We start from the raw sequence: 24,919 nt of genomic DNA on the forward strand, positions 1-24,919 counted from the left end.
CTAGCGATAGGTACCTGAGGTCATCTGTACATGGGGGCATAGCTCAGCTGGGAGAGCACCTGCTTTGCAAGCAGGGGGTCGTCGGTTCGATCCCGTCTGCCTCCACCAATCCTCAATGACAAGTGTTCGACTTCGTCGAACCTTTGTCATTGGCGATTGAGCCAGTCAGAGGATATCAACAGATATCGGCTGTCGTTCTTTAACAATCTGGAAGAAGCAAGTAATTTGGATAGCGGAAGCGTCTTGAGATGGACGTGGAAACTATCCGGGTTGTGATTGTATCGATGTATCTCAAGATGATTCGAACTCTAAGTTTGACTCAATTGGAATACGGCACAACGCGAGAACTCAACCTGTAGCGACTGTCGATGAGACAGACTCGTTATAGGGTCAAGCGAACAAGTGCATGTGGTGGATGCCTTGGCGATCACAGGCGATGAAGGACGCGGTAGCCTGCGAAAAGCTACGGGGAGCTGGCAAACAAGCTTTGATCCGTAGATGTCCGAATGGGGAAACCCACTCCTTTTGGAGTATCCATGGCTGAATACATAGGCCATGTGAAGCGAACGCGGTGAACTGAAACATCTAAGTAACCGCAGGAAAAGAAATCAACCGAGATTCCCAAAGTAGTGGCGAGCGAAATGGGATGAGCCTTGCACTCTTTATTTGTATTGTTAGCCGAACGCTCTGGAAAGTGCGGCCATAGCAGGTGATAGCCCTGTAGGCGAAAACAGTATGAAAGAACTAGGTGTGCGACAAGTAGGGCGGGACACGTGAAATCCTGTCTGAAGATGGGGGGACCATCCTCCAAGGCTAAATACTCGTGATCGACCGATAGTGAACCAGTACCGTGAGGGAAAGGCGAAAAGAACCCCGGGAGGGGAGTGAAATAGATCCTGAAACCGCATGCATACAAACAGTCGGAGCCTCGTAAGGGGTGACGGCGTACCTTTTGTATAATGGGTCAGCGACTTACGTTCAGTAGCAAGCTTAACCGTATAGGGCAGGCGTAGCGAAAGCGAGTCCGAATAGGGCGTTCAGTTGCTGGGCGTAGACCCGAAACCAAGTGATCTATCCATGGCCAGGATGAAGGTGCGGTAACACGTACTGGAGGTCCGAACCCACTAACGTTGAAAAGTTAGGGGATGAGCTGTGGATAGGGGTGAAAGGCTAAACAAACTTGGAAATAGCTGGTTCTCTCCGAAAACTATTTAGGTAGTGCCTCGTGTCTCACCTTCGGGGGTAGAGCACTGTCATGGTTGGGGGGTCTATTGCAGATTACCCCGCCATAGCAAACTCCGAATACCGAAGAGTGCAATCACGGGAGACAGACATCGGGTGCTAACGTCCGGTGTCAAGAGGGAAACAACCCAGACCGCCAGCTAAGGTCCCCAAATATAGCTAAGTGGGAAACGAAGTGGGAAGGCTAAAACAGTCAGGAGGTTGGCTTAGAAGCAGCCACCCTTTAAAGAAAGCGTAATAGCTCACTGATCGAGTCGTCCTGCGCGGAAGATGTAACGGGGCTAAGCTATATACCGAAGCTGCGGATGCGTGCTTTGCACGCATGGTAGGAGAGCGTTCCGTAAGCCTGCGAAGGTGCGTTGAAAAGCGTGCTGGAGGTATCGGAAGTGCGAATGCTGACATGAGTAGCGATAAAGGGGGTGAAAGGCCCCCTCGCCGTAAGCCCAAGGTTTCCTACGCAACGTTCATCGGCGTAGGGTGAGTCGGCCCCTAAGGCGAGGCAGAAATGCGTAGCTGATGGGAAGCAGGTCAATATTCCTGCACCATTGTTAGATGCGATGGGGGGACGGATCGCGGAAGGTTGTCCGGGTGTTGGAAGTCCCGGTCGCTGCATTGGAGAAGGCGCTTAGGCAAATCCGGGCGCGGAATTCAAGGGTGTGGCGCGAGCTCCCTAGGGAGCGAAGCAATTGGAAGTGGTTCCAAGAAAAGCCTCTAAGCTTCAGTCTAACGATGACCGTACCGCAAACCGACACAGGTGGGCGAGATGAGTATTCTAAGGCGCTTGAGAGAACTCGGGAGAAGGAACTCGGCAAATTGGTACCGTAACTTCGGGATAAGGTACGCCCTTGTAGCTTGATGCCCCTGCGGGCAAAGGGTGAAGGGGTTGCAATAAACTGGTGGCTGCGACTGTTTAATAAAAACACAGCACTCTGCAAACACGAAAGTGGACGTATAGGGTGTGACGCCTGCCCGGTGCCGGAAGATTAAATGATGGGGTGCAAGCTCTTGATTGAAGTCCCGGTAAACGGCGGCCGTAACTATAACGGTCCTAAGGTAGCGAAATTCCTTGTCGGGTAAGTTCCGACCTGCACGAATGGCGTAACGATGGCCACACTGTCTCCTCCCGAGACTCAGCGAAGTTGAAGTGTTTGTGATGATGCAATCTACCCGCGGCTAGACGGAAAGACCCCATGAACCTTTACTGTAGCTTTGCATTGGACTTTGAACCGATCTGTGTAGGATAGGTGGGAGGCTATGAAACCGGAACGCTAGTTTCGGTGGAGCCGTCCTTGAAATACCACCCTGGTTTGTTTGAGGTTCTAACCTTGGCCCGTGATCCGGGTCGGGGACAGTGCATGGTAGGCAGTTTGACTGGGGCGGTCTCCTCCCAAAGCGTAACGGAGGAGTACGAAGGTACGCTAGGTACGGTCGGAAATCGTGCTGATAGTGCAATGGCATAAGCGTGCTTAACTGCGAGACCGACAAGTCGAGCAGGTGCGAAAGCAGGTCATAGTGATCCGGTGGTTCTGTATGGAAGGGCCATCGCTCAACGGATAAAAGGTACTCTGGGGATAACAGGCTGATACCGCCCAAGAGTTCATATCGACGGCGGTGTTTGGCACCTCGATGTCGGCTCATCTCATCCTGGGGCTGTAGCCGGTCCCAAGGGTATGGCTGTTCGCCATTTAAAGAGGTACGTGAGCTGGGTTTAAAACGTCGTGAGACAGTTTGGTCCCTATCTGCCGTGGGCGTTGGATATTTGAAGGGGGCTGCTCCTAGTACGAGAGGACCGGAGTGGACGAACCTCTGGTGTACCGGTTGTCACGCCAGTGGCATCGCCGGGTAGCTATGTTCGGAAGAGATAACCGCTGAAAGCATCTAAGCGGGAAACTCGCCTTAAGATGAGATATCCCTGGGGACTAGATCCCCTTGAAGGGTCGTTCGAGACCAGGACGTTGATAGGTCAGGTGTGTAAGCGCAGTAATGCGTTCAGCTAACTGATACTAATTGCCCGTAAGGCTTGATCCTATAACAAGTCTGTTTCGCGCTACAGAGCGCGTCGGACGGTTGAATTCTCGTGTGTGATACACACAACCTAATTACTGCTTCTTCCAAGATTGGTTGTGCTGCAAAGCCAGCACAACAACCCTCTTTGCCTGATGACCATAGCGAGTCGGTCCCACCCCTTCCCATCCCGAACAGGACCGTGAAACGACTCTACGCCGATGATAGTGCGGATTCCCGTGTGAAAGTAGGTAATCGTCAGGCTCCCTAAGCCAAGAACCCCCGCCCGAAAGGCGGGGGTTTTTGCATTGGTGCGGCAGAAATGTGCGCAGGCCGTCGGCCAGGCGCAATGCGGCCGGAGCTGAAGCGTTGATGACGTCGAATAGAGCCGAGATCACATTCACGCAATCGGCGCAAATTCACTCCGACTACTTGGGGTGGCTGAGCACCGGCAACGGATGTTGCCGAGGTCGGCATCCTCCCGTCGGCTGTTCGAAGAGTGGTGCAGCTCTCGGTCGGCAGCCGTTCTGATCGAGTGCTCGACCGCCAATTTGCTGCAATTTCCTGCCAGAGATTTGCGCGACACCGCGCGCGGCCAGACGTAATGCGTCTTGCTGTTCGGCAATTAACCATTTCTTCCCATCAGCGCGCGTACTGAGCGCATCTCCTGCGAAAGTTGCGGCACTCGTTCCGCGACTACGATGCGCGTTTTGCGTTTCTCGCGACCAGATGCGCCGTCCGCGAGAGTGGCATGCCGGGTTCCGCTTGCCTGAACCAGACGTTTCTTGTCGAAGGCGCTGAACGATCGAGGCGCAAAGAAGTTCCGTGCCGGAATTGCATCGAGTAACACGAAGTGGCGCTATCAAGCGCCGTTCTTCGCCCATCCACCAGATATCGCCCGCAACAGGCTCATCCGAGATATTGGGTGCCCGGCTCGCTGGAAGGCAGGGGATCCGGTGGCAGTGCCAGTCGCAACGTGTGTGCGTGGTCGGGCGGAAGCCGTCAGAAATTGGCGCGGCACTCCAGGACGTTTGCCGAGGTCGCGGCTCGGAGCTTGTCAGGCCCACCTGGGTGTGAGCGCATATTGTCGGCGAGCTGGGGCTGCAATGTGTCCAGGCGCGCCGCATTGTCAGATTCGGCTGGCGGGGCGCTGTCGCCGGCAGCGATGAGGTGGGCGGACGCCCCGTTGAGCAGCCATGCATAGGCGCTCGAATCCTGATTTATCGGCTGCGCGACCGGCGAGCCGATATGGGCCGAGCTCAGGCTGCCGGCATCGAGCGCCGACTTCAACTGGTCATGTGCAACAGAGCGCTGCAGTCGTTCTGGTGAGTCCTGTGGTGTGGCTGTCTTCCCGAGCCTGCTGACGGATTTTGGCAATGATGCGCGAGCGACGCTACGCGCCTGCGAGATCGGCCGCATGTGCGGTCGGTATGGTCACGGCGGTGAAGGCAATCGTGAGAGCGAGCGGGCGCCTGAGAATTCGCGTGGAAGATGATGGAAGCCGGGTATCCTGCCGGCGACCGGCGACCGGCGACCGGCGACCGGCGACCGGCGACCGGCGACCGGCGACCGGCGACCGGCGACCGGCGACCGGCGACCGGCGACCGGCGACCGGCGACCGGCGACCGGCGACCGGCGTCGACAGGGGCGGGGCTAACGGAGCTCGGCCCACATCTCGCGTGGACGCAATGGTGCCATTACAGGGCCGGAGCGCCGGAAAGTGCGGATAACCCCGCGCACGGTACAGCCGCGAGCTCGAGTCAGGCAGCCGCGCGCCGGGACGAGCGAAATCCGGATTTCCCGCCAACGGCGGGCCCCGAAGCCGCCGAAAAATGCCGCGGGTGGGGGCGGCGAAGTCGTCCGGCACGAAATTTGCGGAAATTTTCGTCTACCCGCTTGGCATTGTGCGAAAGAGGTCGTATCATGGCGGTCTTTCGTTTTTAGCGCAGATGCAGATCGGCGCTAAGGGCGGAGTCTGACGAAGATGTGGCGCCGGTCGGCAGCATCTCGTGCTTGCCTTAGCCGGGCGGGCGCGGGGATCGGTCGTAAAGCAGGAGTCAGGAAGAGAGTGAAAATAATCTTCCGGATGTGCTTGACACGAGTGCGATGCACCCCCATAATCGTCAGTTCTCTACGGAGGGGTGCCCGAGTGGCTAAAGGGGGCAGACTGTAAATCTGTTGGCTTACGCCTACGTTGGTTCGAATCCAACCTCCTCCACCAAGATATCAGCGCAGTGAGCGGTAGGGAATCGTTAGTGGCCCGTGCGGGTGTAGCTCAATGGTAGAGCAGAAGCCTTCCAAGCTTACGACGAGGGTTCGATTCCCTTCACCCGCTCCAGACCGCTAAGTTGAAGCGTAAAGCGCCCATGTGGCTCAGTGGTAGAGCACTCCCTTGGTAAGGGAGAGGTCGGCAGTTCGATCCTGCCCATGGGCACCAGCAGTAAAAAGTCAGTGTCTTGTTTGCGCGCGGCGCAACCTGTGAAATTCCTTTTGGGAGTCGAAAATGGCCAAGGGTAAATTCGAGCGGACCAAGCCGCACGTGAACGTTGGTACGATTGGTCACGTTGACCACGGCAAGACGACGCTGACGGCAGCGATCACGACGGTTCTGACGAAGAAGTTCGGCGGCGAAGCGAAGGCATACGACCAGATCGACGCGGCACCGGAAGAAAAGGCGCGCGGCATCACGATCAACACGGCACACGTCGAGTACGAAACGGCCAACCGCCACTACGCACACGTCGACTGCCCGGGCCACGCTGACTATGTGAAGAACATGATCACGGGCGCAGCGCAGATGGACGGCGCGATCCTGGTTTGCTCGGCAGCTGACGGCCCGATGCCGCAGACGCGTGAGCACATCCTGCTGGCACGCCAGGTTGGCGTTCCGTACATCATCGTGTTCCTGAACAAGTGCGACATGGTGGACGACGCAGAACTGCTCGAGCTGGTCGAGATGGAAGTTCGCGAACTCCTGTCGAAGTACGACTTCCCGGGCGACGACACGCCGATCGTGAAGGGTTCGGCCAAGCTGGCGCTGGAAGGCGACACGGGCGAGCTGGGCGAAGTGGCGATCATGAGCCTGGCCGACGCGCTGGACACGTACATCCCGACGCCGGAGCGTGCAGTTGACGGCGCGTTCCTGATGCCGGTGGAAGACGTGTTCTCGATCTCGGGCCGTGGTACGGTGGTGACGGGTCGCGTTGAGCGCGGCATCGTGAAGGTCGGCGAAGAAATCGAAATCGTCGGTATCAAGCCGACGGTGAAGACGACCTGCACGGGCGTTGAAATGTTCCGCAAGCTGCTGGACCAGGGTCAGGCAGGCGACAACGTTGGTATCCTGCTGCGCGGCACGAAGCGTGAAGACGTGGAGCGTGGCCAGGTTCTGGCGAAGCCGGGTTCGATCACGCCGCACACGCACTTCACGGCTGAAGTGTACGTGCTGAGCAAGGACGAAGGCGGCCGTCACACGCCGTTCTTCAACAACTACCGTCCGCAGTTCTACTTCCGTACGACGGACGTGACGGGCTCGATCGAGCTGCCGAAGGACAAGGAAATGGTGATGCCGGGCGACAACGTGTCGATCACGGTGAAGCTGATCGCTCCGATCGCGATGGAAGAAGGTCTGCGCTTCGCAATCCGCGAAGGCGGCCGTACCGTCGGCGCCGGCGTCGTCGCCAAGATCATCGAGTAAGCCAGTTATTCGTTGATCGACAGTTTTGGGGCTGGCAACAGCCGGCCCCAACATGGTTTAGGGGTATAGCTCAACTGGCAGAGCGTCGGTCTCCAAAACCGAAGGTTGGGGGTTCGATTCCCTCTGCCCCTGCCAAAAAATAGCCACGTGTCCTACGTGGCATTTGTTTTAAGGTGTTATGGCGAATCCATCCGTCGAAACTGTAAATACCTCCGGCGATAAGCTGATGCTGGCCCTGGGCGTATTGCTGGTCTTGGCCGGATTCGTGGGCTTCTTCTGGCTGGCCAATCAGCAGTGGTATGTCCGCGGTGCCGCGTTGGCGGTGGGTATCATCGCCGGCGTGGCCGTCGGACTGATGTCCGCTCCTGGCAAGAGTCTCATCGCCTTTGCCAAGGATTCGTACAAGGAAGTCCGGAAGGTCGTTTGGCCCACCCGCAAGGAAGCAACGCAAACTACACTCGTCGTGTTCGGTTTCGTGCTCGTGATGGCGATTTTCCTCTGGTTGAGTGACAAATCGATCGAATGGGTGATTTTCTCGGCGATTCTGGGTTGGAAATGATATGAGCGATACTCCGGCATCCCCGAGCGGAAAACGTTGGTACGTCGTGCACGCCTACTCCGGTATGGAGAAGAGCGTGCAACGTGCGCTTCAGGAGCGCATCGAACGTGCTGGCATGCAGGACAAATTCGGTCAGATCCTGGTTCCGACCGAAGAAGTGGTCGAAGTCAAGGGCGGCCACAAGGCTGTGACCGAGCGTCGTTTCTTCCCCGGCTACGTGCTGGTGGAAATGGAAATGACGGACGAAACGTGGCACCTCGTGAAGAACACCGCGAAGGTCACCGGTTTCGTCGGCGGTGCGCGTAACCGCCCGACCCCGATTTCCCCGAAGGAAGTCGAGAAGATCATGTCGCAGATGCAGGAAGGCGTCGAAAAGCCGCGCCCGAAGACCCTGTTCGAAGTTGGCGAGATGGTGCGTGTCAAGGAAGGCCCGTTCACGGACTTCAACGGCACCGTCGAAGAAGTCAACTACGAGAAATCGCGCGTGCGTGTGTCGGTCACCATTTTTGGCCGATCCACCCCGGTCGAACTCGAGTTCGGCCAGGTCGAAAAAGTTTGATCCCGATTCGGTGGGCAGCCTCGGCTGCCCACCTTCGCGCTTACGGCCCGCGTCATGGCCGTTGAGGAGCGTCAGTAGCCAGCGGCGAACGCGCGTTATTACTCACCGAACGCCTTTCCGGCGTTCCAATGAGGTTCACAAATGGCAAAGAAGATTATCGGCTTTATCAAGCTGCAGATCCCTGCAGGTAAAGCCAACCCGTCGCCGCCGGTCGGTCCGGCACTGGGCCAGCGCGGCCTGAACATCATGGAGTTCTGCAAGGCGTTCAACGCGCAGACTCAAGGCATGGAGCCGGGTCTGCCGGTGCCGGTGGTCATCACGGCATTCGCTGACAAGAGCTTCACGTTCGTGATGAAGACGCCGCCGGCAACCGTCCTGATCAAGAAGGCGGCGAAGGTGGACAAGGGCTCGAGCAAGCCGCACACCGACAAGGTCGGTTCGATCACGCGCGCTCAAGCTGAAGAAATCGCAAAGACCAAGATGCCGGACCTTACGGCAGCTGATCTGGACGCAGCCGTTCGCACCATCGCTGGTAGCGCACGCTCGATGGGCATCACTGTGGAGGGCGTGTAAATGGCTAAGATCTCCAAGCGCCGTCAGGCATTTGCCGCCAAGGTTGATCGTCAGAAGCTGTACGCGATCGAAGACGCACTGAGCCTCGTGAAGGAATGCGCGAGCGCGAAGTTCGACGAGTCGATCGACGTCGCAGTCCAGCTCGGCATCGATGCAAAGAAGTCGGACCAGGTCGTTCGTGGTTCGGTCGTTCTGCCGGCCGGTACGGGCAAGTCGGTGCGCGTTGCCGTGTTCGCGCAAGGCGAAAAGGCCGAGCAGGCTCGTGCAGCAGGCGCGGAAATCGTCGGTATGGAAGACCTGGCTGAGCAGATCAAGGCTGGCCAGATGGACTTTGACATCGTGATCGCTTCGCCGGACACGATGCGTATCGTCGGTACGCTCGGCCAGATCCTCGGCCCGCGCGGCCTGATGCCGAACCCGAAGGTCGGTACGGTCACGCCGGACGTCGCAACCGCCGTCAAGAACGCGAAGGCTGGTCAGGTGCAATTCCGTGTCGACAAGGCCGGTATCATCCACGCGACCATCGGCCGTGCATCGTTCGAACCGACCGCACTGCGTTCGAACCTGTCGGCGCTGATCGAAGCGCTGCAGAAGGCCAAGCCGGCAACGAGCAAGGGCGTGTACCTGCGCAAGATCGCACTGTCGAGCACGATGGGCGTCGGCGTGCGTGTCGACCAGGCTACGCTGGCAGCGTAAGAAAGTATTCGGGCCGCTTCGTTCGCGAAGCGGCCTACATGGGCTTTGGGCGGTTGTTCGTGCAGCATGGCGGGCAACCGGTTATCAAAGACCGTTGGTGGGACGCAGCAGGCAGGTGATCCCTTAATTCAAGCCAACGCAGATGGCGAACCCGAAAAAGTTTTGCAGTGGTGAAGCCGCAGGCCGCGAAGCGATTCGCGGCGTGAGGTGGAAATACTCCTAACGAGGTCGGACGCCGTTGTTGAACGAGGTACGTGAGGTTTCGGCCATGCCGGCCACGCCGAACGTATCGTTTCTGGAGGCTAACCGTGCCGCTTAATAGAGAAGACAAGCAAGCCGTCGTCGCTGAGGTTTCCGCGCAAGTCGCGAAGGCCCAGACCGTTGTGCTGGCTGAGTATCGTGGAATTGCGGTTGGCGATCTGACCAAGCTGCGCGCGCAAGCGCGTGAGCAAAAGGTTTACCTGCGCGTGTTGAAGAACACGCTGGCGCGTCGCGCCGTTGAAGGTACGCCGTTTGCTCCGCTGGCAGAGCAGATGACTGGTCCGTTGATCTACGGCATCTCGGAAGATGCAATTGCTGCTGCTAAGGTCGTCAACGACTTCGGCAAGAGCAACGACAAGTTGATCATCAAGGCTGGTTCGTTCGATGGCAAGGTGATGGACAAGGCTGGCGTGCAAGCGCTGGCAAGCATCCCGAGCCGCGAAGAACTGCTCTCGAAGCTGCTGTTCGTTATGCAATCGCCTGTTTCGGGCTTCGCGCGTGCTCTGGCAGCGCTGGCCGAGAAGAAGCAAGCGGAAGCTGCGTAAGCGAACGTGCATCAGCGTCATTGATCGCTGGCTGTATCCGAATTCAATTTAGGAGTATTTCAAATGGCAATCGCAAAAGAAGACATCCTGGCAGCAGTCGAAGGGATGACCGTTCTGGAACTGAACGAACTGGTCAAGGCGTTCGAAGAGAAGTTTGGCGTGTCGGCAGCTGCAGTGGCAGTCGCTGGCCCGGCAGGCGGCGGCGCTGCTGCTGCTGCAGAAGAAAAGACCGAATTCACGGTCGTCCTGGCTGAAGCCGGCGCGAACAAGGTTTCGGTCATCAAGGCCGTTCGTGAACTGACGGGCCTGGGCCTGAAGGAAGCGAAGGACCTGGTTGACGGTGCACCGAAGCCCGTCAAGGAAGGCGTCGACAAGGCTGCTGCTGAAGAAGCCAAGAAGAAGCTGGAAGAAGCAGGCGCGAAGGTCGAAGTCAAGTAAGTTTCGACGCGCTGTGCGAAGGCTGGCGGTATTTTCACCGCCGGCCTTTTTGTGCTTTGTGGGAACGTTATTCTGGCACTCATTCGGGAGCCCGAATAATCGGTCCCAGAAGCCAAAGAAAACCGCCTCATCGTTGTGAAAGGTCACGCGCGATTGGCGGTTCTCTTTGTCTTCTGAAGCGACTGCAGAAGGCAAGTTTGGTCGGGTAGCGGGCAACACAGGCATCCGCTGCCGTCAGCCAGCGGTTGGTAGCGGCCAACCACCAAGCTTCTCGGCTCGTTCAAGCCGTCAACGGCCATCGGGTCTCAGTCGGTGAACACTCGGGTTTGAAACGTCCAGGTATTCCGCCTCGATAGCACCCGCCGTGATTCGGAGATCGTATGCAATATTCCTTCACCGAGAAGAAGCGCATTCGCAAGAGTTTCGCGAAGCGCCCCATCGTTCACCAAGTTCCGTTCTTGCTGGCTACCCAGCTTGAATCATTCAGCACGTTTCTGCAAGCCGATGTGCCGGCTACGCAACGCAAGCCTGAAGGTTTGCAGGCCGCGTTCACATCGGTATTTCCCATTGTTTCGCACAACGGTTTCGCGCGCCTCGAGTTCGTGAGCTATGCGCTGTCCTCGCCGGCATTCAACATCAAGGAATGCCAGCAGCGGGGCCTGACGTACTGTTCCGCGCTGCGCGCGAAGGTCCGCCTTGTCATCCTCGACAAGGAATCGCCGAACAAGCCGGTCGTCAAGGAAGTGAAGGAGCAGGAAGTGTACATGGGCGAAATTCCGCTCATGACGCCGACGGGCTCGTTCGTCATCAACGGCACCGAGCGTGTCATCGTCTCGCAGCTGCACCGTTCGCCGGGCGTGTTCTTCGAACACGACAAGGGCAAGACGCACAGCTCGGGCAAGCTGTTGTTCTCGGCACGGATCATTCCGTACCGCGGCTCGTGGCTCGACTTCGAATTCGATCCGAAGGACATCCTGTACTTCCGCGTCGACCGTCGCCGCAAGATGCCGGTCACGATCCTGCTGAAGGCCATCGGCCTGACGCCGGAACAGATCCTCGCGAACTTCTTCGTGTTCGACAACTTCACGCTGATGGACGAAGGCGCGCAACTCGAGTTCGTGCCCGAGCGCCTGCGTGGTGAAGTCGCGCGTTTCGACATCACGGATCGTGATGGCAAGGTCATTGTCCAGAAGGACAAGCGGATCAACGCGAAGCACATTCGCGACCTCGAAGCCGCGAAGACCAAGTTCATCTCGGTGCCGGAAGACTATCTGCTCGGCCGCGTGCTGGCGAAGAACGTCGTCGACGGCGATACTGGCGAAGTGATCGCGAGCGCGAACGACGAAGTCACGGAAAGCGTGCTCGAGAAGCTGCGCGAAGCGGGCATCAAGGACATCCAGACGCTCTACACGAACGACCTGGACCAGGGCCCGTACATCTCGTCGACGCTGCGTGTCGACGAAACGACCGACCGCACTGCCGCGCGCATCGCGATCTACCGCATGATGCGTCCGGGCGAGCCGCCGACCGAAGAAGCGGTCGAGGCACTGTTCAACCGTCTGTTCTACAGCGAAGAAGCGTACGACCTGTCGAAGGTCGGCCGCATGAAGTTCAACCGCCGCGTCGGCCGTGACGAGATCGTCGGCCCGATGACGCTGCAGGACGACGACATCCTCGCGACGATCAAGATCCTCGTCGAGCTGCGCAACGGCAAGGGCGAAGTGGACGACATCGACCACCTCGGCAACCGTCGTGTGCGTTGCGTCGGCGAACTGGCGGAGAACCAGTTCCGCGCCGGTCTCGTGCGTGTCGAACGTGCAGTCAAGGAACGCCTCGGCCAGGCCGAAAGCGAAAACCTGATGCCGCACGACCTGATCAACTCGAAGCCGATTTCGTCGGCGATTCGCGAGTTCTTCGGTTCGTCGCAGCTGTCGCAGTTCATGGACCAGACCAACCCGCTGTCGGAAATCACGCACAAGCGCCGTGTTTCCGCACTGGGCCCGGGCGGTCTGACGCGTGAACGCGCAGGCTTCGAAGTCCGCGACGTGCACCCGACCCACTATGGCCGCGTGTGCCCGATCGAAACGCCGGAAGGTCCGAACATCGGCCTGATCAACTCGCTCGCACTGTACGCGCACCTGAACGAATACGGCTTCCTCGAGACGCCGTACCGCAAGGTCGTGGACAGCAAGGTGACCGACCAGATCGACTACCTGTCGGCGATCGAAGAAGGCCGCTACATGATCGCGCAGGCAAACGCCGCGATCGACGAGAACGGCCAGCTGATCGACGAACTCGTGTCGTCGCGTGAAGCCGGCGAAACGATGATGGTCACGCCGGACCGTATCCAGTACATGGACGTCGCGCCGTCGCAGATCGTGTCGGTTGCAGCTTCGCTGATTCCGTTCCTCGAGCACGATGACGCGAACCGTGCACTGATGGGTTCGAACATGCAGCGTCAGGCCGTGCCGTGTCTGCGTCCGGAAAAGCCGGTCGTCGGTACGGGTATCGAGCGCACCTGTGCGGTCGACTCGGGTACGACGGTTCAGGCGTTCCGTGGCGGCGTCGTCGACTATGTCGACGCAGGCCGTATCGTGATTCGCGTGAACGACGAAGAAGCGGTCGCAGGTGAAGTCGGTGTCGACATCTACAACCTGATCAAGTACACGCGTTCGAACCAGAACACGAACATCAACCAGCGTCCGATCGTGAAGATGGGCGACAAGGTCTCGCGCGGCGACGTGCTGGCCGACGGCGCCTCGACGGACCTGGGCGAGCTCGCGCTCGGCCAGAACATGCTGATCGCGTTCATGCCGTGGAACGGCTACAACTTCGAGGATTCGATCCTGATCTCGGAGAAGGTCGTGGCCGACGATCGCTACACGTCGATCCACATCGAAGAGCTGAACGTCGTTGCACGCGACACGAAGCTCGGGCCGGAAGAAATCACGCGCGACATCTCGAACCTGGCGGAAGTCCAGCTCGGCCGTCTCGACGAATCGGGCATCGTGTATATCGGTGCGGAAGTCGAAGCGGGCGACGTGCTGGTCGGCAAGGTCACGCCGAAGGGCGAGACCCAGCTGACGCCGGAAGAGAAGCTGCTGCGCGCGATCTTCGGCGAGAAGGCTTCGGACGTGAAGGACACGTCGCTGCGCGTGCCGTCGGGCATGAGCGGCACCGTGATCGACGTCCAGGTGTTCACGCGTGAAGGTATCCAGCGCGACAAGCGTGCGCAACAGATCATCGACGACGAACTGAAGCGCTATCGTCTCGACCTGAACGACCAGCTGCGCATCGTGGAAGGCGACGCGTTCCAGCGTCTCGCGCGCATGCTCGTGGGCAAGGTCGCGAACGGCGGTCCGAAGAAGCTCGCGAAGGGCACGAAGATCGACCAGGCTTACCTGGAAGACCTCGACCACTACCACTGGTTCGACATCCGCCTCGCGGACGACGAAGCAGCGGCGCAGCTCGAAGCGATCAAGAACTCGATCGAAGAGAAGCGTCACCAGTTCGACCTCGCGTTCGAAGAGAAGCGCAAGAAGCTCACGCAAGGCGACGAACTGCCGCCGGGCGTGCTGAAGATGGTCAAGGTGTACCTCGCGGTGAAGCGCCGCCTGCAGCCTGGCGACAAGATGGCAGGCCGTCACGGTAACAAGGGTGTCGTGTCGAAGATCGTCCCGATCGAAGACATGCCGTACATGGCCGACGGCCGTCCGGCAGACGTCGTGCTGAACCCGCTCGGCGTGCCGTCGCGGATGAACGTGGGTCAGGTTCTGGAAGTGCACCTCGGCTGGGCCGCGAAGGGTCTCGGCTGGCGTATCGGCGAAATGCTGCAGCGTCAGGCGAAGATCGAGGAACTGCGCGTGTTCCTGACGAAGATCTACAACGAGTCGGGCCGCCAGGAAGATCTGGAAAGCTTCACCGACGACGAGATCCTCGAACTCGCGAAGAACCTGCGTGAAGGCGTGCCGTTCGCGACGCCGGTGTTCGACGGTGCGACCGAGGAAGAAATGGGCAAGATGCTCGACCTCGCGTTCCCGGACGACATCGCTGAACAGCTCGGCATGAACCCGTCGAAGAACCAGGTTCGTCTGTACGACGGCCGCACGGGTGAAATGTTCGAACGTCGCGTGACGCTCGGCTACATGCACTACCTGAAGCTGCACCACTTGGTCGACGACAAGATGCACGCGCGTTCGACCGGTCCGTACTCGCTCGTCACGCAGCAGCCGCTGGGTGGTAAGGCGCAGTTCGGTGGCCAGCGTTTCGGTGAAATGGAAGTGTGGGCACTCGAAGCGTACGGCGCGTCCTACGTGCTGCAGGAAATGCTGACGGTGAAGTCGGACGACGTGAACGGCCGGACCAAGGTCTATGAGAACCTGGTCAAGGGCGATCACGTGATCGATGCAGGCATGCCGGAATCCTTCAACGTGCTCGTGAAGGAAATCCGCTCGCTCGGTATCGATATCGATCTCGACCGCAATTAATCGGACTACGGAGAGAAAGCAATGAAAGCTCTGCTCGATCTATTCAAGCAAGTCCAACAGGAAGAAGTTTTCGACGCGATCAAGATCGGTCTGGCCTCGCCCGACAAGATCCGTTCGTGGTCGTTCGGCGAAGTGAAGAAGCCGGAGACCATCAACTACCGTACGTTCAAGCCGGAACGCGATGGTCTCTTCTGCGCGAAGATCTTCGGGCCGATCAAGGACTACGAGTGCCTGTGCGGCAAGTACAAGCGTCTGAAGCACCGCGGCGTGATCTGCGAGAAGTGCGGCGTCGAAGTGACGCTGGCGAAGGTGCGTCGCGAACGGATGGGCCACATCGAGCTGGCCTCGCCGGTCGCGCACATCTGGTTCCTGAAGTCGCTGCCGTCGCGTCTGGGCATGGTGCTCGACATGACGCTGCGCGACATCGAACGCGTGCTGTACTTCGAAGCCTACGTGGTGATCGAACCGGGCATGACGCCGCTGAAGGCGCGGCAGATCATGACCGAAGAGGATTACTACAACAAGGTCGAGGAATACGGCGACGAATTCCGTGCCGAGATGGGCGCGGAAGGCGTGCGTGAACTGCTGCGCGCGATCAACATCGACGAGCAGGTCGAGACGCTGCGCACCGAGCTGAAGAACACCGGCTCGGAAGCGAAGATCAAGAAGTACGCGAAGCGCCTGAAGGTTCTCGAGGCATTCCAGCGTTCGGGCATCAAGCCCGAGTGGATGATTCTCGAAGTGCTGCCGGTGCTGCCGCCGGAACTGCGTCCGCTCGTGCCGCTGGATGGCGGCCGTTTCGCGACGTCGGACCTGAACGACCTGTATCGCCGCGTGATCAACCGTAACAACCGGTTGAAGCGCCTGCTCGAGCTGAAGGCACCTGAAATCATCGTCCGCAACGAAAAGCGGATGCTGCAGGAAGCCGTCGACTCGCTGCTCGACAACGGTCGTCGCGGCAAGGCGATGACGGGCGCGAACAAGCGTCCGCTGAAGTCGCTCGCCGACATGATCAAGGGCAAGGGCGGTCGTTTCCGTCAGAACCTGCTGGGCAAGCGCGTCGACTACTCGGGCCGTTCGGTCATCGTGGTCGGCCCGACGCTGAAGCTGCACCAGTGCGGCCTGCCGAAGCTGATGGCGCTCGAGCTGTTCAAGCCGTTCATCTTCAACAAGCTGGAAGTGATGGGGGTAGCTACGACCATCAAGGCTGCGAAGAAGGAAGTCGAGAACCAGACGCCGGTGGTGTGGGACATCCTCGAAGAGGTGATCCGCGAGCACCCGGTGATGCTGAACCGTGCGCCGACGCTGCACCGTCTCGGTATCCAGGCGTTCGAGCCGGTGCTGATCGAAGGCAAGGCGATTCAGCTGCACCCGCTCGTCTGCGCGGCGTTCAACGCCGACTTCGACGGTGACCAGATGGCCGTTCACGTGCCGCTGTCGCTCGAAGCGCAGATGGAAGCGCGTACGCTGATGCTGGCGTCGAACAACGTGCTGTTCCCGGCCAACGGCGATCCGTCGATCGTGCCGTCGCAGGATATCGTGCTGGGTCTGTACTACGCGACCCGCGAAGCCGTCAACGCGAAGGGCGAAGGCCTGTCGTTCACGGGCGTGTCGGAAGTGATCCGCGCGTACGAGAACAAGGAAGTCGAGCTGGCCTCGCGCGTCAACGTGCGGATCACCGAAATGGTTCGCAACGAGGACACGTCGGAAGGCGCGCCGGAATTCGTGCCGAAGATCTCGCTGTACGCGACGACCGTCGGCCGCGCGATCCTGTCGGAGATCCTGCCGCACGGCCTGCCGTTCTCGGTGCTGAACAAGCCGCTGAAGAAGAAGGAAATCTCGCGCCTGATCAACACGGCGTTCCGCAAGTGCGGTCTGCGCGCGACGGTGGTGTTCGCCGACCAGCTGATGCAGTCGGGTTTCCGTCTCGCGACGCGTGCCGGCATTTCGATCTGCGTGGACGACATGCTCGTGCCGCCGCAGAAGGAAACGATCGTCGGCGACGCCGCGAAGAAGGTGAAGGAGTACGACCGCCAGTACATGTCGGGTCTCGTCACCGCGCAGGAACGCTACAACAACGTGGTCGACATCTGGTCGGCAACGTCGGAAGCGGTCGGCAAGGCGATGATGGAGCAGCTGTCGACGGAGCCGGTGACGGACCGCGACGGCAAGGAAACGCGCCAGGAATCGTTCAACTCGATCTACATGATGGCCGACTCGGGCGCCCGGGGTTCGGCGGTTCAGATTCGTCAGCTGGCCGGTATGCGAGGCCTGATGGCGAAGCCGGACGGCTCGATTATCGAGACGCCGATTACCGCGAACTTCCGCGAAGGTCTGAACGTGTTGCAGTACTTCATCTCGACCCACGGTGCACGTAAGGGTCTGGCTGATACGGCACTGAAGACCGCGAACTCGGGTTACCTGACGCGTCGTCTCGTCGACGTCACGCAGGATCTGGTCGTGGTGGAAGACGATTGCGGCACGTCGAACGGCGTCGCGATGAAGGCGCTGGTCGAAGGCGGTGAAGTCGTCGAAGCGCTGCGCGACCGTATCCTCGGCCGCGTCGCGGTCGCGGACGTCGTGAACCCGGAAACGCAGGAAACGGTGTACGAATCGGGCATGCTGCTCGACGAAACGGCGGTCGAGGAAATCGAACGCCTCGGCATCGACGAAGTGCGCGTGCGCACGCCGCTGACCTGCGAAACGCGTTACGGCCTGTGCGCGGCCTGCTACGGCCGTGACCTCGGCCGCGGCTCGCTCGTGAACGTCGGCGAAGCAGTCGGCGTGATCGCGGCACAGTCGATCGGTGAACCGGGCACGCAGCTGACGATGCGTACGTTCCACATCGGTGGTGCGGCATCGCGTGCGGCAGTGGCTTCGTCGGTCGAAGCGAAGAGCAACGGTATCGTGCGCTTCACGGCGACGATGCGCTACGTCACGAACGCGAAGGGCGAGCAGATCGTCATTTCCCGTTCGGGCGAAGCGATGATCACCGACGACTTCGGTCGCGAGCGCGAGCGTCACAAAGTGCCGTACGGCGCCACGCTGCTGCAGCTCGACGGTGCGACGATCAAGGCAGGCACGCAGCTCGCCACGTGGGATCCGCTGACGCGTCCGATCATCACCGAGTACGGTGGTACGGTGAAGTTCGAGAACGTCGAGGAAGGCGTGACCGTCGCGAAGCAGATCGACGACGTGACCGGCCTGTCGACGCTGGTCGTGATCGACGTGAAGCGTCGCGGTTCGCAGGCGTCGAAGAGCGTGCGTCCGCAGGTGAAGCTGCTCGACGCGAACGGCGAAGAAGTGAAGATTCCGGGCACCGAGCACGCAGTGCAGATCGGCTTCCAGGTTGGCGCACTGATCACCGTGAAGGATGGCCAGCAGGTGCAGGTCGGTGAAGTGCTCGCACGTATCCCGACCGAAGCGCAGAAGACGCGTGACATTACCGGCGGTCTGCCGCGGGTGGCGGAACTGTTCGAAGCGCGTTCGCCGAAGGATGCCGGCATTCTCGCGGAAGTCACCGGTACGACGTCGTTCGGTAAGGACACGAAGGGCAAGCAGCGTCTCGTCATCACGGATCTCGAGGGCAACCAGCACGAGTTCCTGATCGCGAAGGAAAAGCAGGTTCTGGTTCACGATGCACAGGTCGTCAACAAGGGCGAAATGATCGTGGACGGTCCGGCCGATCCGCACGACATCCTGCGTCTGCAGGGTATCGAGGCGCTGTCGCGCTACATCGTCGACGAAGTGCAGGACGTGTATCGTCTGCAGGGCGTGAAGATCAACGACAAGCACATCGAGGTGATCGTTCGCCAGATGCTGCGTCGTGTGCAGATCACCGACAACGGTGATACGCGCTTCATCCCGGGCGAACAGGTCGAGCGTTCCGACATGCTGGACGAGAACGATCGCATGATCGCCGAGGACAAGCGTCCGGCTTCGTACGACAACGTGCTGCTCGGTATCACGAAGGCGTCGCTGTCGACCGACTCGTTCATCTCCGCGGCATCGTTCCAGGAAACGACCCGCGTGCTGACCGAAGCGGCGATCATGGGCAAGCGCGACGATCTGCGTGGCCTGAAGGAAAACGTGATCGTCGGCCGTCTGATTCCGGCCGGTACGGGTCTCGCGTTCCACAAGGCACGCAAGGCGAAGGAATCGTCGGATCGCGAGCGTTTCGACCAGATCGCAGCGGAAGAGGCATTCGACTTCGGCACGCCGAGCGCGCCGGCAGAAGAGCCGCAACACCCGGCAGCCGAGTAAGTGCGGGCGGCGCGAGCCGCCTCACCTCGCTGTCACCGAAACCGCCCGGTTCCGCCGGGCGGTTTTTTTTCATCCGTCGTTCACGTGCATGACGGGCCTGTGCAGTGCACGCGCGTGCCCCGCCATCATTGGCCGCGCAGCCAGGGCAGGCCCGTCATGCACGCGAACGAACCCTGACCGAATGGCCAACGTCGCACGATTCGCCACGCGCTGAGCGAGCGGGTTGTTAAAATCGCGGTCATCGTTTAGCCGTCCTTGTTCTCATTCATGTCCCGCGCCCTCGAAATTCTCGACGAAGTATTTGGTTATTCCGCCTTTCGCGGCCAGCAGGGCGAGATCGTCGAGCACGTCGCCGGCGGCGGCGATTGTCTCGTGCTGATGCCGACGGGCGGCGGCAAGTCGCTGTGCTACCAGATCCCGGCGCTGCTGCGCCGCGAGACCGGGCAGGGCGCCGGCATCGTCGTGTCGCCGCTGATCGCGCTGATGCAGGACCAGGTCGCCGCGCTGCGCGAAGTCGGCGTACGCGCGGCCTACCTGAATTCGACGCTGTCGGGCGCCGAGGCCGCGGCCACCGAGCGCGCGCTGCGCGAGGGCGAAATCGACCTGCTGTACGTCGCGCCCGAGCGGTTGATGACGGGGCGCTTCCTCGACCTGCTCGAGCGCGCGAAGATCGGCCTGTTCGCGATCGACGAAGCGCACTGCGTGTCGCAGTGGGGGCACGATTTCCGCCCGGAATACATCCAGCTGTCGGTGCTGCACGAGCGGTTCCCGTCGGTGCCGCGCATCGCGCTGACGGCCACGGCCGACGCGATCACGCGCGACGAGATCATCCATCGTCTCGCGCTCGACGATGCACGCGTGTTCGTGTCGAGTTTCGATCGCCCGAACATCCGCTACCGGATCGTCGAGAAGGACAACGCGCGCTCACAGCTGCTCGATTTCATCCGCGCCGAACACACGAATGCAGACGGCACGACGGACGCCGGCGTCGTCTATTGCCTGTCGCGCCGCAAGGTCGAGGAAACGGCCGAGTGGCTGAAGGCGCAGGGCGTGCGCGCGCTGCCGTATCACGCGGGAATGGAGTTCGAGGTGCGGCAGAAGCACCAGGAAATGTTCCAGCGCGAAGAGGGCATCGTGATGTGCGCGACGATCGCGTTCGGCATGGGCATCGACAAACCCGACGTGCGCTTCGTCGCGCACCTGGACCTGCCGAAGAGCGTCGAAGGGTACTACCAGGAAACCGGCCGCGCGGGCCGCGACGGGATGCCCGCGAATGCGTGGATGGCGTACGGCCTCGGGGACGTCGTCCAGCAGCGCAAGATGATCGACGAGTCCGACGCGGACGACGCGCACAAGCGCGTGCAGACGTCGAAGCTCGATGCGCTGCTCGGGCTGTGCGAGACGATCTCGTGCCGCCGCGTGCGGCTGCTGAACTATTTCGGCGAAGAGAGCCGGCCGTGCGGCAACTGCGACACATGCCTCGAGCCGCCCGCATCGTGGGATGCCACGCGCGAGGCGCAGATGGCGCTGTCGTGCGTGTTCCGCGCGCAGCGCGCGAGCGGCTTCAATTTCGGCTCGAGCCACCTGATCGAGATCCTGCGCGGCGGGCGCACCGAGAAAGTGTTGCAGCGCGGCCACGACCAGCTCACGACGTTCGGGATCGGCGCATCGCTGTCCGAGCCCGAATGGCGCGCGATTTTCCGGCAGCTCGTCGCGTACGGCTACCTGGCCGTCGATCATGGCGGCTTCGGCGCGCTCGTGCTGACCGAGGCGGCGAAGCCCGTCCTGAAGAACGAGGAGAAGGTCACGCTGCGCCGCTATGTGAAGCCGCAGCGCACGCGGCAGTCGTCGGGCCGCAGCGGCACGCGCGTCGACCCGACGGCCGGCATGGATGCGCGCGAGCGCGCGCGGTGGGATGCGCTGCGTGCGTGGCGCGCGGAAACCGCCAAGACGGACGGCGTGCCGGCCTACGTGATCTTCCACGACGCGACGCTCGCGGAAATCGCGCGCAACGCGCCGGAGTCGATCGACGACCTGCGCCACATTCCCGGCATGGGCGTACGCAAGCTCGAGCGCTTCGGCGACGAGATCATCGACGTCGTCGAATCGGCCTGACACAGGTGTTCCGACCCTTCCGGCAAACCACGCGGTCGACGGGCGAATCACGCAAGCCGTTGACTTAGTTGGTATTTCCGGAATATCATGCTGGGTTCCGGTATTCGGTGGGCCGCGTCGCGTTCGAAAGCTCGCGCCCGATTCGCCGGTTCGGAAGTCAACTGTGCGCCGATTCTCGCTTTGCCCGAAATCGGTGTGCAGATTTTGTTCAATTTCAGGAATAAACAATGCCAACCATCAACCAACTGGTTCGCAAAGGCCGTCAGTCGGAAACGACGAAGAGCAAGAGCCCGGCCCTGCAGGACTGCCCCCAGCGTCGCGGCGTGTGCACCCGTGTGTACACGACGACGCCGAAGAAGCCGAACTCGGCACTCCGTAAGGTCGCCAAGGTTCGTCTGACGAACGGCTTCGAAGTGATTTCGTACATCGGCGGTGAAGGCCACAACCTGCAGGAACACTCGGTTGTGCTGATCCGCGGCGGCCGTGTGAAGGACTTGCCGGGTGTGCGTTACCACATGGTTCGCGGCTCGCTGGATACCCAGGGCGTCAAGGACCGTAAGCAAGCGCGCTCGAAGTACGGCGCGAAGCGTGCAAAGGCTGCCAAGTAAGCAGTTTTTGATCAGGGATCGCCGCAGGGCGGTCAAGGCGGGAGTGCCGGATTGCCGGTGCTGTCGAGTAAGTGGTCACCCGGCCAAGCTGGTTAGTCGTGAAGATGTGATCGGGTTTGTTGGTGGCCGCGGAGCTGGAACCAGCTCCAACTGAACAAGTAAAGGAAGAATCATGCCGCGTCGTCGCGAAGTCCCCAAGCGGGAAGTGTTGCCGGATCCGAAGTTCGGTAACGTTGATGTTGCCAAGTTCATGAACATGCTGATGCTGTCCGGCAAGAAGTCGGTCGCAGAGCGCATCGTTTATGGCGCATTCGAACAGATCCAGACCAAGGGTGGCAAGGACCCGCTGGAAGTGTTCACGGTTGCGCTCAACAACGTGAAGCCGGTGGTCGAAGTGAAGAGCCGTCGCGTTGGTGGTGCCAACTATCAAGTTCCGGTCGAAGTGCGCCCGTCGCGTCGTATGGCATTGGCGATGCGCTGGCTGCGTGAGGCTGCGAAGAAGCGTAGCGAGAAGTCGATGGCCCTGCGCCTGGCAGGTGAACTCTCCGAAGCGGCCGAAGGCCGTGGCGGCGCGATGAAGAAGCGCGACGAAGTTCACCGCATGGCAGAAGCCAACCGCGCGTTCTCGCATTTCCGTTTCTAAGCGCCTGGCTGGGCTGTTAGCGGAAATAAATTCCGGGCGGGTGCGCTTTTCAGGCGCCTCGCCCGTTTGTGTTGAAGCATGATGCAGCTGGGCTGCATCGTGTCATCCCAGTAGAGGATCAAAGTGGCTCGCAAGACTCCTATCGAGCGCTACCGCAATATCGGTATTAGCGCTCACATCGACGCCGGCAAAACGACGACGACCGAGCGCATTCTGTTTTACACCGGTGTGAACCACAAGATCGGTGAAGTTCACGACGGCGCAGCCACGATGGACTGGATGGAGCAGGAACAGGAGCGTGGCATCACGATCACGTCCGCTGCTACCACGGCCTTCTGGAAGGGCATGGGCGGCAACTATCCGGAACACCGCATCAACATCATCGACACCCCGGGCCACGTCGACTTCACGATTGAAGTCGAGCGCTCGATGCGCGTGCTCGACGGCGCGTGCATGGTGTACTGCGCAGTGGGCGGCGTGCAGCCGCAGTCGGAAACGGTGTGGCGCCAGGCGAACAAGTACAAGGTGCCGCGTCTCGCGTTCGTCAACAAGATGGACCGTACCGGCGCGAACTTCTTCAAGGTCTACGACCAGCTCCGTCTGCGCCTGAAGGCGAACCCGGTTCCGGTCGTGGTGCCGATCGGCGCGGAAGAAAACTTCAAGGGCGTCGTCGACCTGATCAAGATGAAGGCGATCGTGTGGGACGAAGCGTCGCAAGGCACGAAGTTCGACTACGTCGACATCCCGGCCGAGCTCGCGGAAACCTGCAAGGAATGGCGCGAAAAGATGGTCGAGGCGGCTGCTGAAGCCAACGAAGACCTGATGAACAAGTACCTGGAAGAAGGCGATCTGCCGGAAGCCGACATCGTCAAGGCGCTGCGTGATCGTACGATCGCGTGCGAAATCCAGCCGATGCTGTGCGGTACCGCGTTCAAGAACAAGGGCGTGCAGCGTATGCTCGACGCCGTGATCGACTTCCTGCCGTCGCCGGTCGACATCCCGCCGGTCAAGGGCGAACTCGAAAACGGCGAGTCGGCAGAACGCCGCGCGGCGGACGACGAGAAGTTCTCGGCACTCGCGTTCAAGATCATGACCGACCCGTTCGTCGGCCAGCTGATCTTCTTCCGCGTGTACTCGGGCGTCGTGAATTCGGGCGACACGCTGCTGAACTCGACGAAGGACAAGAAGGAACGTCTGGGTCGTATTCTGCAGATGCACGCGAACCAGCGCGAAGAAATCAAGGAAGTTCGCGCAGGCGACATCGCTGCTGCGGTCGGCCTGAAGGAAGCGACCACGGGCGACACGCTGTGCGATCCGGCGAACCCGATCATCCTCGAGCGCATGGTGTTCCCGGAGCCGGTGATTTCGCAGGCAGTCGAGCCGAAGACCAAGGCTGACCAGGAAAAGATGGGCCTCGCACTGAACCGTCTGGCTCAGGAAGATCCGTCGTTCCGCGTGCAGACCGACGAAGAGTCGGGCCAGACCATCATTTCGGGCATGGGCGAGCTCCACCTCGAAATTCTGGTCGACCGGATGAAGCGTGAATTCGGCGTGGAAGCAACCGTCGGCAAGCCGCAGGTTGCGTACCGCGAAACGATCCGTTCGACGGCGAAGGACGTCGACGGCAAGTTCGTCAAGCAGTCGGGCGGTCGCGGCCAGTACGGTCACGCGGTCATCACGCTCGAGCCGAACGAACAAGGCAAGGGCTACGAGTTCTTCGACGAGATCAAGGGTGGTGTGATTCCGCGTGAATACATCCCGGCGGTCGACAAGGGTATCCAGGACACGCTGAAGTCGGGCGTGCTGGCTGGCTTCCCGGTCGTCGACGTGAAGGTTCACCTGACGTTCGGTTCGTACCACGACGTTGACTCGAACGAAAACGCGTTCCGCATGGCCGGTTCGATGGCGTTCAAGGAAGCGATGCGCAAGGCGAACCCGGTCGTCCTCGAGCCGATGATGGCTGTCGAAGTCGAGACGCCGGAAGACTACATGGGCAACGTGATGGGCGACCTGTCGGGCCGTCGCGGTATCGTCCAGGGCATGGAAGACATGGTCGGCGGCGGCAAGATCGTTCGCGCCGAAGTGCCGCTGTCGGAAATGTTCGGTTACTCGACGTCGCTGCGTTCGCTGACGCAAGGTCGTGCAACGTACACGATGGAGTTCAAGCACTACGCTGAAGCTCCGCGCAACGTTGCTGACGCGATCATCAGCGCGAAGTCGAAGTAATTCGTT

The 24,919-nt window shown here is 60.4% G+C and carries 14 protein-coding genes, 5 tRNA genes and 2 rRNA genes; 20 read left to right on the plus strand and 1 reads right to left on the minus strand.

The annotated features are described in order from the left end of the window. The first annotated feature begins 32 nt into the window (after positions 1 to 32). The 3 genes from AC5LXX_RS01335 to rrf all read left to right on the plus strand — a co-directional run bounded on the left by AC5LXX_RS01335 (position 33) and on the right by rrf (position 3,510). Positions 33 to 108: transfer RNA gene (locus AC5LXX_RS01335), tRNA-Ala, on the plus strand. Between the two features lie 280 nt (positions 109 to 388). Further along, positions 389 to 3,270, plus strand: a 23S ribosomal RNA gene (locus AC5LXX_RS01340). A 127-nt stretch (positions 3,271 to 3,397) separates the two neighbouring features. Next, a 5S ribosomal RNA gene (gene rrf, locus AC5LXX_RS01345) occupies positions 3,398 to 3,510 on the plus strand. A 738-nt stretch (positions 3,511 to 4,248) separates the two neighbouring features. Here rrf and AC5LXX_RS01350 read toward each other — a convergent pair. Then, on the minus strand, positions 4,249 to 4,536 hold the full coding sequence (locus tag AC5LXX_RS01350; RefSeq protein ID WP_493410277.1) for a hypothetical protein: 288 nt from the start codon (positions 4,534 to 4,536) through the stop codon (positions 4,249 to 4,251). Between the two features lie 845 nt (positions 4,537 to 5,381). Between AC5LXX_RS01350 and AC5LXX_RS01355 the strand changes: the two genes are divergently transcribed. From AC5LXX_RS01355 to fusA, 17 genes are all read left to right on the plus strand, one after another. Continuing rightward, positions 5,382 to 5,467: transfer RNA gene (locus AC5LXX_RS01355), tRNA-Tyr, on the plus strand. Positions 5,468 to 5,510: 43 nt separating this feature from the next. Next, a tRNA-Gly gene (locus AC5LXX_RS01360) sits at positions 5,511 to 5,584 on the plus strand. A gap of 24 nt (positions 5,585 to 5,608) precedes the next feature. Beyond that, positions 5,609 to 5,683: transfer RNA gene (locus tag AC5LXX_RS01365), tRNA-Thr, on the plus strand. A gap of 66 nt (positions 5,684 to 5,749) precedes the next feature. Beyond that, positions 5,750 to 6,940 carry an elongation factor Tu gene (gene tuf, locus AC5LXX_RS01370; protein WP_011350666.1) on the plus strand — a complete coding sequence of 397 codons (1,191 nt, stop codon included), beginning with the start codon at positions 5,750 to 5,752 and terminating at the stop codon, positions 6,938 to 6,940. Positions 6,941 to 6,999: 59 nt separating this feature from the next. Beyond that, a tRNA-Trp gene (locus AC5LXX_RS01375) sits at positions 7,000 to 7,075 on the plus strand. Between the two features lie 43 nt (positions 7,076 to 7,118). Further along, positions 7,119 to 7,499 (plus strand): preprotein translocase subunit SecE, encoded by a 381-nt coding sequence (gene secE, locus AC5LXX_RS01380; RefSeq protein WP_006482892.1) that lies wholly within the window; start codon positions 7,119 to 7,121, stop codon positions 7,497 to 7,499. Position 7,500: 1 nt separating this feature from the next. Continuing rightward, the gene (gene nusG, locus AC5LXX_RS01385) at positions 7,501 to 8,058 is read left to right on the plus strand and encodes a transcription termination/antitermination protein NusG (RefSeq protein WP_006400672.1); all 558 of its coding nucleotides are present in this window, start codon (positions 7,501 to 7,503) and stop codon (positions 8,056 to 8,058) included. Between the two features lie 141 nt (positions 8,059 to 8,199). Beyond that, positions 8,200 to 8,631, plus strand: a complete 432-nt coding sequence (gene rplK / locus AC5LXX_RS01390) for a 50S ribosomal protein L11 (RefSeq protein ID WP_006477201.1) — start codon at positions 8,200 to 8,202, stop codon at positions 8,629 to 8,631. Continuing rightward, on the plus strand, positions 8,632 to 9,327 hold the full coding sequence (gene rplA / locus AC5LXX_RS01395) for a 50S ribosomal protein L1 (RefSeq protein WP_124456905.1): 696 nt from the start codon (positions 8,632 to 8,634) through the stop codon (positions 9,325 to 9,327). 308 nt (positions 9,328 to 9,635) lie between these two features. Next, positions 9,636 to 10,133, plus strand: a complete 498-nt coding sequence (gene rplJ / locus AC5LXX_RS01400) for a 50S ribosomal protein L10 (protein WP_059232621.1) — start codon at positions 9,636 to 9,638, stop codon at positions 10,131 to 10,133. 63 nt (positions 10,134 to 10,196) lie between these two features. Then, the gene (gene rplL, locus AC5LXX_RS01405; RefSeq protein WP_006477198.1) at positions 10,197 to 10,571 is read left to right on the plus strand and encodes a 50S ribosomal protein L7/L12; all 375 of its coding nucleotides are present in this window, start codon (positions 10,197 to 10,199) and stop codon (positions 10,569 to 10,571) included. A 380-nt stretch (positions 10,572 to 10,951) separates the two neighbouring features. Then, positions 10,952 to 15,058: a DNA-directed RNA polymerase subunit beta gene (rpoB, locus tag AC5LXX_RS01410; protein WP_124456904.1), complete on the plus strand. Its 4,107-nt coding sequence runs from the start codon at positions 10,952 to 10,954 to the stop codon at positions 15,056 to 15,058. Positions 15,059 to 15,079: 21 nt separating this feature from the next. Further along, the gene (gene rpoC, locus AC5LXX_RS01415) at positions 15,080 to 19,321 is read left to right on the plus strand and encodes a DNA-directed RNA polymerase subunit beta' (RefSeq protein WP_124456903.1); all 4,242 of its coding nucleotides are present in this window, start codon (positions 15,080 to 15,082) and stop codon (positions 19,319 to 19,321) included. Between the two features lie 267 nt (positions 19,322 to 19,588). Then, a complete protein-coding gene (gene recQ, locus AC5LXX_RS01420; protein ID WP_322084667.1) occupies positions 19,589 to 21,436 on the plus strand; it encodes a DNA helicase RecQ in 1,848 nt (615 codons plus the stop codon). Between the two features lie 227 nt (positions 21,437 to 21,663). After that, positions 21,664 to 22,044, plus strand: coding sequence for a 30S ribosomal protein S12 (gene rpsL / locus AC5LXX_RS01425; protein ID WP_006400662.1), 381 nt, complete (start codon positions 21,664 to 21,666; stop codon positions 22,042 to 22,044). A gap of 172 nt (positions 22,045 to 22,216) precedes the next feature. Next, complete coding sequence (gene rpsG, locus AC5LXX_RS01430; protein WP_006477195.1) at positions 22,217 to 22,687, plus strand: 30S ribosomal protein S7; 471 nt, start codon at positions 22,217 to 22,219, stop codon at positions 22,685 to 22,687. 123 nt (positions 22,688 to 22,810) lie between these two features. Next, entirely contained in the window at positions 22,811 to 24,913 is a 2,103-nt protein-coding gene (gene fusA / locus AC5LXX_RS01435; RefSeq protein WP_493410278.1) for an elongation factor G, read from the plus strand. Positions 24,914 to 24,919: the final 6 nt, after the last annotated feature.

The organism is Burkholderia torrens (assembly GCF_984668525.1).